At 45.4% G+C, this 12,480-nt stretch carries 8 protein-coding genes and 1 pseudogene; 2 read left to right on the forward strand and 7 right to left on the reverse strand.

Annotation, left to right across the window (positions count from 1 at the left end):
- From AKG43_RS12695 to AKG43_RS03295, 3 genes and pseudogenes are all read right to left on the reverse strand, one after another.
- Positions 1-218: pseudogene (locus AKG43_RS12695) on the reverse strand (IS5/IS1182 family transposase); the annotation flags it as partial.
- 268 nt (positions 219-486) lie between these two features.
- Positions 487-696 carry a signal peptidase gene (locus tag AKG43_RS13640; protein ID WP_369799561.1) on the reverse strand — a complete coding sequence of 70 codons (210 nt, stop codon included), beginning with the start codon at positions 694-696 and terminating at the stop codon, positions 487-489.
- Between the two features lie 138 nt (positions 697-834).
- Positions 835-1,539 (reverse strand): 5'-methylthioadenosine/adenosylhomocysteine nucleosidase, encoded by a 705-nt coding sequence (locus AKG43_RS03295; RefSeq protein ID WP_054599156.1) that lies wholly within the window; start codon positions 1,537-1,539, stop codon positions 835-837.
- A gap of 152 nt (positions 1,540-1,691) precedes the next feature.
- Here AKG43_RS03295 and AKG43_RS03300 point away from each other — a divergent pair, with 152 nt between their 5' ends.
- Together AKG43_RS03300 and AKG43_RS03305 are read left to right on the forward strand one after the other, a co-directional pair.
- Positions 1,692-2,819 (forward strand): PilT/PilU family type 4a pilus ATPase, encoded by a 1,128-nt coding sequence (locus AKG43_RS03300; protein WP_054599157.1) that lies wholly within the window; start codon positions 1,692-1,694, stop codon positions 2,817-2,819.
- Between the two features lie 179 nt (positions 2,820-2,998).
- Complete coding sequence (locus AKG43_RS03305) at positions 2,999-4,474, forward strand: hypothetical protein (protein WP_156300610.1); 1,476 nt, start codon at positions 2,999-3,001, stop codon at positions 4,472-4,474.
- Between the two features lie 92 nt (positions 4,475-4,566).
- Here the strand turns inward: AKG43_RS03305 and AKG43_RS03310 are convergent, their stop codons facing one another.
- From AKG43_RS03310 to dcm, 4 genes are all read right to left on the reverse strand, one after another.
- A complete protein-coding gene (locus AKG43_RS03310) occupies positions 4,567-5,109 on the reverse strand; it encodes a carboxymuconolactone decarboxylase family protein (RefSeq protein WP_054599159.1) in 543 nt (180 codons plus the stop codon).
- Between the two features lie 392 nt (positions 5,110-5,501).
- Entirely contained in the window at positions 5,502-7,985 is a 2,484-nt protein-coding gene (locus AKG43_RS03315) for an SIR2 family protein (protein ID WP_054599160.1), read from the reverse strand.
- 42 nt (positions 7,986-8,027) lie between these two features.
- Positions 8,028-10,970 carry a DUF3418 domain-containing protein gene (locus tag AKG43_RS03320; RefSeq protein ID WP_054599161.1) on the reverse strand — a complete coding sequence of 981 codons (2,943 nt, stop codon included), beginning with the start codon at positions 10,968-10,970 and terminating at the stop codon, positions 8,028-8,030.
- A gap of 195 nt (positions 10,971-11,165) precedes the next feature.
- Positions 11,166-12,425 carry a DNA (cytosine-5-)-methyltransferase gene (gene dcm, locus AKG43_RS03325; RefSeq protein WP_054599162.1) on the reverse strand — a complete coding sequence of 420 codons (1,260 nt, stop codon included), beginning with the start codon at positions 12,423-12,425 and terminating at the stop codon, positions 11,166-11,168.
- Between the last annotated feature and the right edge of the window lie 55 nt (positions 12,426-12,480).

Consider the following 12,480-nt stretch of genomic DNA (forward strand, 5'->3'; position numbering starts at 1 on the left):
GAGAGGCTGTGCCATTGGCCGAGCAGGACGGCTTTGAACATGGAGAGCAAAGGATAGGCGGGACGGCCGCCGTTGTCGCGCACGTAGCGGGTTTTGCGGCCGGCGAGGTATTGTTCGATGGGTGTCCGGTCAAGAATACGGTCGAGTTTGATGAGGGGGAAGCGGTCGAGATGTTTTTCGATGTGGTTGAGGGCGTCGGTGTGCAAAAAGCTGCTCATGAACAAAATTCTCTAAATTCTCGGAGTTTGATGTGAGTGGGAATTTAGAGGATTTTTGAGGGTTTTGCAAAGGTCTCAGGCTAGAGGCCGTCTGAAAATTCGGGGAAAACCGTTTGCGGTTTAATGTAGCCGCGCGAAGGCTGTTTTCCTCTTTATAGAATATTTTTACCGAACTAAAAAAAGATACGCATTTTTATGCGTATCTTTTTTAATGGTTTTGGCTAAGCAGTTTTATGTCTTTACAATAAATATCACAGGGCGGGCATTTCTACCTGCTCCAACTTATTGACTGACTCCAACTTATTGACTGAGACCTTTGCAAAACCCTCAGATGTGGATGCAGTTCAAGGCGTAGCAGCACAGCGAGTGCAGACATATCATATAGATAGGCAAACGAGCGAGCAGCGCACAACGCAGAAATGCGCCTCAGATGAGGGTTTTGCAAAGGTCTCAAGCCAGCAAGCCGCAAACAGTACACGTAATACGGAACCGATTCTGTTGCCGCTTTAGCGGCTCACACAATCGCTCTCTTTGGAGCTAAGGCACAGCAACGCCGAGTAAAAGTTAAGTGGATTGGCTATGATCAAACTTGAAATATTTGAAAACCCTGATCGGCTCAGATCAGATTCATCACCATTCGTGCAGAATTAACCGAAGCCGTTTTCAAAAATTCGTCAAAACTGATTTCGGCCTGCTCATCTGCCGCATCCGATACCGCGCGCACGGTCACAAAAGGCATATCGAGTTGGAAACAGATTTGGGCAATCGCCGCAGCCTCCATTTCTACCGCCAATACATTGTTGAAATTGCGGCGGATAAAATCCACTTTTTCACTACTGTGGATAAACTGATCGCCGCTTACAATCAATCCTTTATGTACATCTGCACCCTCAAACGCATCCGCAGCCACCGCTGCCTTAGCCACCAACTCACCGTCGCTTTCAAATTCCGCAGGCATTTGGGGAATCTGACCGGGCACATAGCCGAATGCCGTCACATCCACATCATGATGCGCCACACGCGTGCCGATAACCACATCCCCTACTTTCAAACCACTGCCGACACCGCCCGCACTACCGGTATTGATCACGTAATCAGGCGAATATTTTCCTACCACCAAAGCAGTTACCGCCGCCGCATTGGCTTTACCGATTCCGCTCAACGCCAACGCCACGCGCTTTCCGTTTAAAAAACCCGAATGCACGGTAAATTTACCGAAATATTCAGTTTGCACATTTTCCATGCTGCTTTTCAGTAATTCGATTTCTTGCTCCATCGCACCGATAACCGCCACCGTACCGCTTGTTTTATGCTCGAACATTCATCTTTCCAATTCAGATAATAAATATCAAAATTATACCTTATATGTATAATTTCTACTAACTCTGTAAAGCACCGCCGACATGCTTAAAATACCACGGCAAACTTGCTATAATCTAGGCCATTTTATCAAATTATCATACAGGCTGAAAAATGGTTGAAAATCCTCTGCCCGCTAAAGAAGAAATCTACTCTTTATTGAAAACATTGAATAAATACAAAGGTTCCGATCTCTTTATCACAGCCAATTTCCCGCCGGCCATGAAGCTCGACGGCAAAATTACCCGCATCAACGATACCCCGCTCACTCCTGAGCGGTGCATGGAAATCGCCTTTTCCATTATGGCCCCGAAACAGATGGACGAGTTCATGAATACCAACGAATGCAACTTCGCCATCAGCCTGCCCGATACCAGCCGCTTCCGTGTAAATGCAATGGTTCAACGCGGTGCAACGGCATTGGTGTTCCGTACCATTACCAGCAACATTCCCAAATTTGAAACCCTCAACCTGCCGCCGGTGCTGAAACAAATCGCCATGCAAAAGCGCGGTTTGGTGATTTTCGTCGGCGGCACCGGTTCGGGCAAGTCCACCTCTTTGGCTTCCATGATCGACTACCGCAACGAAAACAGCCACGATCATATCATCACCATCGAAGACCCGATCGAATTTGTACACAGCCATAAAAACTGCATCATTACCCAGCGCGAGGTCGGCGTGGATACCGAAAACTGGTTTGCCGCTTTGAAAAATACGCTGCGCCAAGCCCCCGATGTTATTTTAATCGGTGAGATCCGCGATCGCGAAACCATGGATTACGCCATTGCTTTCGCCGAAACCGGCCACTTATGCATGGCTACTCTTCACGCCAACAGCACCAACCAAGCGCTCGACCGCATCATCAACTTCTTCCCCGAAGAGCGCCGCACCCAGCTGCTGACCGACCTATCGCTCAACCTGCAAGCCTTTATCTCGCAACGCCTCATCCCGCGCGAAGGCGGCAAAGGCCGTGTGGCTGCCGTAGAAGTGCTGCTCAATTCGCCGCTGATTGCCGAATTGATCCACAACGGCGATGTGCATTCGATCAAAGAAATCATGAAAAAATCACAAAGCCAAGGCATGCAAACCTTCGACCAAGCCTTATACGAATTATACGAAAACGGCCACATCAGCTTTCAAGATGCCATTAAAAATGCCGACTCCGCCCACGACCTGCGCCTGGATATCCAATTGCGCAGCCGTCGCGCCCAAAACGCGGGGCCGGATTTGGAGCTGATTTAACCTGCCAGTTTGGCAAATACCCGCGAGGCCGTCTGAAAACAAATCTTTCAGACGGCCTCTTGCTTCAAATACAAACAAACATGCAACCGCAGCCGGCATCACTATTTAATGGCAACTCAAAACCGTTCGTCATATAATCAACAGACTAAACTTATTCGGCAAATCCACTGCGTATCAAAATGAACAATCAGCCAACCCGACTGCATTACTCCCCTGTGCTATTAAAGCTTTCCATCTGCTGCATGATCATATCCATAGTATTACCCGGCTTCTACACACATTATGAAACTTACTATGGTTTAAAAATCCTGCTAACCGGCTTATTTTTCGGCTGGTTATCTGGCCCCGGAGGGCTGGCTGTTTATGCCAATTTATTTTATATCCGTATTGTTTATAAATTAATAAAAGGCAAAAAATCTCACACCCATCCATTACTGTTTTCAAATATAGCCCTTATATTCTTAGCCGGCTGCACCGCTTTCTTCACTGAAGTCAACTCTTTAGGAAATCCAAAAGAAGTAGTTGCATGGGGCTGGGGAGCGATAGTTTGGGGTATCTCCATCATGTTGCTGTATGCTGCCCAACATGTAAACTCTTCTCTCGTTATAAAACAACACACCATCCTTTGGCTTAGTGTATCCGTATTGATTTTGCTGAATGCGGGCGTTTTGAAATACAACCTTTGGCAACGTGCCAATAACGACGAAAGAGTGCGCTACTTACGATTTGGTGCGGCATTTAATACAAAACCCCTATCCGGCATCCCCTATATCCCGTTTCCTGAACCGGAGAACATACCCATCCATGCAAATACCTTATTTGAAATAAAGGGGGAGCTAAACTCAAACGGCAAACTCAATATCCACATTGATGAAAACGGCCATATCCAACGTGAACAAGATTTACCCGACCGTTTCCAATACGGCCAATACATTTGGGAAAATAAACATCATAATATTTGGTTTTTAAAACCAAGCTCACAGATCGCCGATTACACCCTACACATCCAACCCGGCACACATCAGGCAGAATTTTCACTTTCCACTCCGATTAAAACCTTGTGGAAAGCACCCTCAATTATTACGGAAGATCCATACTACTCATCAGGCATTTACCCGGGCTATGACTCCGCCCTGAGAGATTTATTTATAGATTACAATAACTTAGTACTATACAACCAACAAGACTCAACCAAGCAACTCAATCACTATACCAGTGAAACAGCCGGCCTCAGCTGCCCCATTACCCACAACATAAAGGTTATGAATGTACCCGATGTTTTTAAGTGGCAAAATACACTCATGTGGCTTGAGCGGCATTCCGAATCACATGCCAAAATTCAACAATATCAATCATTTTGCTCACCCAGCTATGCAATATTGCTCCCGCCTGCCAACGATGGATATCCCGACTATACGGAAGAGCCGGAACAAAACCGAACAGTAACCTTAAACGCATTATTATTCAGTCGGCACGACATGCGCTTCATTGATAGGGTTAGCACTACTGTTACTGTTCCCAAACTATCAGACGGCAAGACATCTACAATAAAATATCTAAAGGTTATACCCCAAGCTGAGAAAAATGCCGAAACCAATGAAACTATTGAATACAGATTCAACATCGAACCCATTATGCCAGAAGCAAATCAATAACTTCTTGCAATCCGCAGCAACATATACTGCATAACAAAGGCCGTCTGAAACAAATCTTTCAGACGGCCTCTTTCAACAACCCAACAACTTGATCAGGCAAAAGGCTGCAATTGCTCGTTGATTTCCGTGCGAGCCAGATTATTGGCGTAATTGCACAAAGTGGCCAACGCCACGCCCAGCACTACTTCCAAAGCCTGTTGCTCGTTATACCCCGCATCAAAAAACGCCTGCAACTCGGCATCGCCCACATTGCCTTTATTCGCCATCACTGCTTGTGTAAACAAAGCCAAGCGGTTGAGCTTGGGGTCTGCCAAGGCCTGCGTGTTGCGTAAAGCTTCAATTGCTTGCAGGTTGAGCAAATTCTTTTTCGTACTCAAAGCAGTATGCCCCGCTTTGCAGAAACCGCACTCATTCAGCACCGCCGCCGTAATCTGCACCACCTCTCGCTCGCCCGCAGTCAGGCTAGTGGTGGCATTTAATGCACCCACTTCCTGATACATAGCCAAGGCCGCCGGCGCATTGGCCAACACGCCAATCAGATTCGGCAAAAAGCCGTTGTTTTTCAGAGCCGTTTCCACACGGGCTTTTGCCGCTTCGGGTGCGGATTCCAAATTATGCACAGTTAAACGGGCCATACTTTCCTCTCCGGTTTTTCGATTAAAAGGCCATTCTAGCAAGGCTACCTGAAAGGCTGAAATAACCGTAAGCAATATCGAACAAAGGAAAAATTATATCTTGGTAGCGGTATCTGCTGGATGGCAGGTAAGACAAGGCCGTCTGAAAAGCTGATGGTAAGTGTTTTCAGACGGCCTTAACTCCCACAGATCAACTGCTGTATCATGGCTGGTAATATATGTAATATACGTGGCACAAGCCACGCACGCTGTTACTGGAAAAACGAGCAACGTATGCGTACCGATGGCACACATCCTACATACAGGCTACGCTGGCTACACATGAGTTTTAAGTTTCATGCAGGCTACGGCTTGCTAACTTGCTATCGCGTCAATAAATGACTTAAATTATTCTAACTAAATTTAAACTTTTTTGTTAATTGCTGTAGTGCTTTATAAGAGATTTGTACACTCAACTCTTCTTTGACTTGCTGAGAAGCTCGTTCTATGCGCTTTTTATATAAGATAAGGTTGTTGTAAAGTTCTCTATCATTTCCTAGCACATCAATTTTTTTATCAATCACTTTACATAAAGATTCCAAAGGTCTAAAAGAAGCTCTTTTAGGATCACTCTCTGTAACTTCGTTTAGAAGTTTAATAGCAGTATTTAAATGATCTTGAAAAGAAGGATCTACACTTTTATATTGTTCTGCTTTCATAATATGGACACGAGCTAATTGAGTTTGAATATCATAAATAAAATATTTTCTGCGTTTTCTTATGCTTTCAGCTAGTTTAAGAGCTGTATCAAGATACTTCTCTGCTAACTCTAGGTTTGGATCACGCTGAATATTTGCATATGCTAATCGAGCAATTGCGTACTGAAGCCAAAAATGTGGATTTTTAGTTTGTTGTGGAATAGATCTGAGTCCTTCATAATACTTGATAATGTTAGCTCTTTTTTGCTCATCAGGTAACATTTTTTGTATATTGGTATACGTAGCAAAAGATTTATATAAAGATCTTTGATCTAGATCATACATTTTTTTTGCAATTTTAATCAACAATTCTACTAGTAATTCAGTTTTTGCAAATTTCTTAAAAAAGAACTCAGCAAATAAAACTGATTTAGGACTAATAAAGCTATCAGAATAATCAAAAAATAATGGCTTAAGTGCAGCATTTCTAGAAAAGCTTGAATCCAAAATCAAGGTATTTTCAGTTGCATTGAAGATATCACTTTTTGATATTTGTTGCTTCTTACCAAGAATATTCAAAGAAAAAACATAAATAATTATTTCTAAAAGATCTTTATCATTAGATATAACTTCAAAAATAGAGTTATATTTTTTTGAAATATTTGGTGTATTAAACAAAGACAGCAATAAATGATTTAATTGTTGTTTTGAATCTTTCTTTAAATCATCCATGATACTTTTTGAAGTGAAACTAACTTTGTTTGGATAAAGTTTTTGTAATTCATCTTTTTTCAATAAAGCATTTTTTTCCAAAATATCCTTAAAATCATTAAATTCCTGGTTTGTTAAAAGGCTAGCATTAATCTCTGTAATACTTCTTGATTCAATCAAACGCTGTCTAAACACTATTTCTGTGTAAAACTCTTCATAATTATCATCCCTCATGACAACAACTAATTTATCTATGTTTTTTCGTAATTTTTGAGTGAAGTATAATAATAAATCAGAAACCTGAGAAGTATAGAAATTTATATCTAAAACGAATGCAACTTTTATTGTTTTTTGAGAACTTAAAATATGATCAATATCATCATTAGGTTTATAGAAATCATCTTTTAAAAAATAAACGTCATAGCCTTCTTTTAGAAGGTGATTAGCCAATTGTTTTGCAAAAATACTTTTCCCAACACCTAAATCCCCATGCATGAAAATATAATCAAATCCATGCAACTGCTCAATACGTTCTTTTTGTCTACTGATTGCAAAATCATTTAAACCTCTCCATGTCACATCTTCAAGTAGTTGAGGATTTTCATGACCTAATGTTAAAAATTTAAAGGTGCACTCATTGACATTAATAGACTGCTCTCTGGATTTAACTTCTAGATGTTTCTGAAAGTTAGTAATGCTATACTCTCTATCATCTATTTCTATATTTTTGTATTGAAACAAATCTCGTGCAAATTGTTCTACTCCAATATCACATATTGTACCAAACTTTTGTAATATTTTATCTTGTTTATTTGTTATAAAAAAAACTTTGCTTTTTAAATCACTTTTAAATTCAAAAAATAATTTTTTGATATCAAAGTCTGCTTTTAATGAATAACCAACAAAAAAAATAACTTTACAACTCATAACTTCCGAATAAAAAGATTGATACCATTTGCTTTTAATAAATTGATCAGCTAAATAGCTACTCTGAGTTAACTTAAAACTAGATTGCAAAGTATCTTGTGTTAGATCTTTTATATACCCATTAACATGAATAATATAATCATTTGATGGAGGATAATCTCGATTATTCATTAATGGCCCCACTGCAGATCTAGAAATAGAGTTCTGCTGAGAAGAGTATTCTAATGAATCATCATAATTGGTTGTAAAAATACTTCTCCATCTATTTTTACTAATCCATTCATAGTATTCAGGAACATTTTTAGTAGTGAAAATATCTTTCAATAATTCAATCAATTTATATTCACCAAGTTCTTCAATATACAATTGACTACTATCTTCTAAATTATCAATGTATTCACTTTCAGAATATCCTAATTCTTTACTTAATAAATGAGAAAGTTGATATCCCAAAGGCATTTTTTTTCCATTTATGCCAATTACTTCAGATGACATCCCTGAACCATAAAATAATAATGCTTGGCCGGCTTTTGCATGAAATAAAGCTTCTTGATAATCCATTTTTCACCTTTACAAATATATAATTGAAATACCATGTAAATTTTACTTAACTTCTTCCCACTCCTTCAACAACCTCTTCACCGACACCGGACTCGGCGTCTTCAACTCCTGTGCAAACAGCGACACGCGCAGTTCTTCTATTTGCCATTTAAACATCTTCAGGCCGTCTGAAACGGGTTGGTTTTGTTTCAAAAGTGATTGTACCTTTTCTTGCCACATTTGTTCCAACTCCTGAATATCGGCTTCGCGTGCGGCATCGCGGGCGGGGTTGGCGCTGTATTTTTCCATGCGCAGGGTCATGGCTTTGAGGTAGACGGGTAGGCGTGGCCATTGGCTCCAGGGGGTGCGGCCGGCGAATCCGGCGGATAGTAGGGTTTGGGTGCGTTCGCGCAGCAGGTGGGTGAGCAGGTGTTTGCCGAGTTTGCCGTTGAGTTCGGCGTAGGCAGCGGCGGTGTCTTGCAGGTAACGGCTCATGGCTTCTTTTACGGCGGGCAGGCGGCTGCGGGCGCGTTTGATTTGTTCTTTGAAGGCTTTTTCGCTGCGGGGCAATTCGTCGTCGCCGATAAAGGCGCGGTCGCAGATGGCGGCGGTGAGGTCGTCGCGCAGGGCGTCGGCGGGTATGTGTTTGAGCAGCATGGCGGCTTGGGTGAAGCCTTGGATGCCTTTGCCCAGGTCTTTCATGTGCTCTTTGAGCTGGAGCTGCATGAGGGCGATCACGCCTTGGCGGTGGGCTTGTTCGGCGGCCTCGGGGGTGTCGAACAGGCGCAGGGCGATGGTGTTGTTTTTTTCTTTTTGCAGGCCGAGGTAACCGGTGAGCTGTTGTTTGCCGCGGGCGAATTTGATGCTTTCAGGTAGCGTGCCGATGTCCCAGTTGGTGAGGTTGTCACGCTCAAATTCTTGGGTGTTGTCGCGGAAGGTTACGGCGGCGGCTTGGCCTAGCTCTTGTTGGAGTTTGGCTAAATCGCGGCCGGTGGCAAGCTCTTGGCCGCCGTCGTCGATAATGCGCAGGTTGAAATAGCAATGCTCGGGCAGTTTGAATGCGCTCCATTCGTCTTGGTCGATTTGCTCGAGCAGGCGCATGTCGCCGGCGGTTTTGGCGATAAAGCGGGCAAGCTGCGGGATGAGCGGCTCTTGGCGGTTGGGGTTGCTTTCTAAAAATTGTGTGATGAAATCGGGTACGGGCACGCAGATGCGGCGGATTTGTTTGGGCAGGGCTTTGATAAGCAGTTGCAGTTTTTCGCGCAACATGCCGGGCACGAGCCATTCGAGCGCGGGGGCATGGATACGGTTGAGCACGGTGAGCGGCAGGGTAAGGGTTACGCCGTCGAGCGGGTGGTGCGGCTCGAAGCGGTAGCTGAGTTTGAATTTGCCGTCGGCGTTTTTCCAATGGGGCGGAAACTGCTCTTCGGTGATGTGCGCGGCGGCGTGCTGCATAAGGTCTTCGCGGGTGAGGAACAGCAGGCGCGGGTTGTCGCGCTCGGCGGTTTTAAGCCAGCTTTGAAAGGTGCGGATGTCGGCAAGGGGCAATGGTTTTTTCAGACGGCCTGTGTGATGCGGGCTACCTGAAAGGCCGTCTGAAACAGGGGTATTTTGAGTAGGTCGGATACTGGTATCCGACATCTTATTTACTGCCTTTGTTTCTGCTGTGTTGTCGGATTCGAGAATCCGACCTACGTTTTCTGCACTTTCAGACAGGCCTGTGTTGTCGGGCAGGGATGCCCGGCCTACCTTTTCAGACGGCTCGTAAAACTGCGGTAAACGCCGGTTGTAAAACTCAAACAAGGCTTCTTCGTCCACCAGCACGTCCTGCTTGCGTGATTTGTGTTCCAACTCGCTGATTTCTTTAATCAGTTTTTTATTGTGGATAAAAAAGGCCGTCTGAAGATTGCATTCCTGCGCCACCAGTGCGCTGCGGATAAAGATTTCGCGGGCTTCTTCAGGGGCGACTTTGCCGTAGGCAACGGGGCGGCGCGGCAGCACGGTCAGCCCGTAGAGGGTAACGCGTTCGCTGGCGACGACTTCGCCGCGTTTCTGCTCCCAATGCGGCTCGAAATAGTGGTAGCGCACGAGGTGCGGGGCTTCCTGTTCGATCCATTCGGGCTGGATGGCGGCGACATCGCGGGCATAAAGGCGAGTGGTTTCGGTGAGTTCGGCGGCCATTACCCACTTGGGTTTGGATTTGAACAGGGCGGAGGCAGGGAACAAATGAAAGTGCGAACCGCGCGCGCCGGTGTAGTCGTGGCCGTCGGGCGATTTCATACCGACATTGGCAATCAGGCCGGTCAGCAGGGCGCGATGGATTTGCTCGTAGCCCGCTTCTTTGGCGGCGCGGATGTGGGCTCGATGCTGCTTTTTATCCAGTTGTTTTTGTTTGAGTTTGGCAGATAAATCTTGGTCGCCGGTGTTTTTCCGCAAGGGACTTCCTTCGGTCGCAGACAGCAATTGCGGTTGTGCAGGAGGCCGTCTGAAAGCCTGCTCTTTGGTAGTCAAACCCATTTCCACGGCAATGTCGGCGAGCTGGTGGTGCAGTTCGCGCCACTCGCGCATCCGCAGGTGGGAAAGGAAATATTGGCGGCACCATTGCACCAGTTGCTTGTTAGACAAACCTTTGTCGCGCTCGCGCTGGAAGCTGTCCCAAATATTGAGGTAGGCGAGGAAATCGGACTGCTTGTCGGTAAAGCGTTCGTGCGCTTTTTGGGCGGCTTCGCGGGCTTCGAGCGGCCGTTCGCGCGGGTCTTGAATCGACAGGGCGGACACGATAACGAGTATTTCCGCCATACAGTCGTGCTTTTGTGCCGCCAGCAAAATGCGGGCGACCTTCGGATCTATGGGTAAACGCGCCATTTGTTCGCCGAGTTTAGTTAGGCGGTAGCGCGGTTTGCTTGGGGAATCTGATCTCAGGCCGTCTGAAAGGTTTTTGTTTCTCAGAAACTCGCTTCGCTCATTTTCAGAAGGCATATTTGTATTGCTTTTCATGTTTTGCATAACAGATTCATAAGTCGGGCATTTATGCCCGGCATTTTTGGTTGTTTATTGGTTTCAGTCGGGCATAAATGCCCGACAAAACACTACTGCTACCTGAAATATAACAGGCCGCTTTTTTAGGTTTTATCAAACGGCTTGCTTGGGATTGCCCAACAAAAAGGCAGGCTAAAGCCCACCTTCCTGCAAACTGCCGGTTTATGCTGCTTTCCGCTTGATGGATTCGGTTTCAATATCGTTTAACAATCGAACTAATGCGCGTCCAACTGCATAAGCCAGATTAACAGGAACCGCATTGCCGATTTGTTTGTATTGCGCCCCGAGTGAGCCTTCAAACTGCCAATCGTCGGGAAAGGTTTGAATACGGGCGTATTCGCGTACGGTCAGCGGGCGGGTTTCTTCGGGATGGCAGCGTTCGGTTTGTTTTTGTGCCGGCGCGCAGGTCAGCGTCAAGCTGGGTTCATCCCATGCCAGCCGCCTCGCCATGCCTGTTTTGCCGCCGCTAAGAAAATAACTTTTTTGCATATATTCTCGCTGTAACGCATCGGGGAGGTCTTTCCAATATCCCCCAGCAGGGACTTGCGCCATGATTTCCGCTTTGCGCTGCGGATATTTCTGCCCTGCCGAAGCCGGTACATCATTGCTATAAAGTTCACCCGCTCTCAACGCGTCTTGCAGAGTTAGAATGCGGTGATAAGGTGAAGGCCAATGAAACTCAACTTTTTCCGCCAAATCTTTGCGGATACCGATAAGAAACAGACGCTCGCGCTTTTGCGGTACTTTGTAGAATACGGCTTTAAGTACGCGGGGCGGCACCAAACAGTAGCCGAGTTCGTCGATAATGCCGGTAATCGCAGCTAAAGTGCGTCCTTCGTCATGCGCCAGCAGTCCGCGCACATTTTCAGCGACAAAAACTTTCGGATTGATTTCCTTAACAGCGCGGGCAAACTCGAAAAACAGCGTACCGCGCGTGTCTTCAAAGCCCAGTTTTTTGCCGGCATAAGAAAACGCCTGACATGGAAAGCCGCCGGACAGGATATCGATTTGATTCCGGTAAGGTGTAAAGTCCAGTTTGGCGATATCGCCTTCTACTACATTCCAATGGGGACGGTTTTTACGCAAGGTTTTACAGGCTGCCGCATCAATTTCGTTGAGCAATACAGATTCAAAACCTGCCAACTCCATACCGATTGCCAAACCGCCCGCGCCAGCGAACAATTCCAGCAGTTTGTATGGACGGTTCGGACGGATGGAGAGTTCCTCCTGCCAGCGGCTGTCGAACAGCAAACGGGCTTCTTCAAATACTTCAAGCTGTTCGCGGCTGTATAAGCGGTAGTTGTTGTCTGTTTGACGCTGCGGAACAAGTGTGCCGTTCTTATCCCAACGGCGCAGGGTTTCTTTGGAAATACTCAATATATCGGCAACTTGGGCAATGGTGTAGAGTTCGGGGCTTTGCATGATTCGGTCAAACCTTGGTTATGGTTATTGATTTTCGCGTACTCTAACCCGAAAT

The sequence above is a fragment of the Neisseria sp. 74A18 genome (assembly GCF_001308005.1).
Classification (GTDB): Bacteria; Pseudomonadota; Gammaproteobacteria; order Burkholderiales; family Neisseriaceae; genus Neisseria; species Neisseria dumasiana.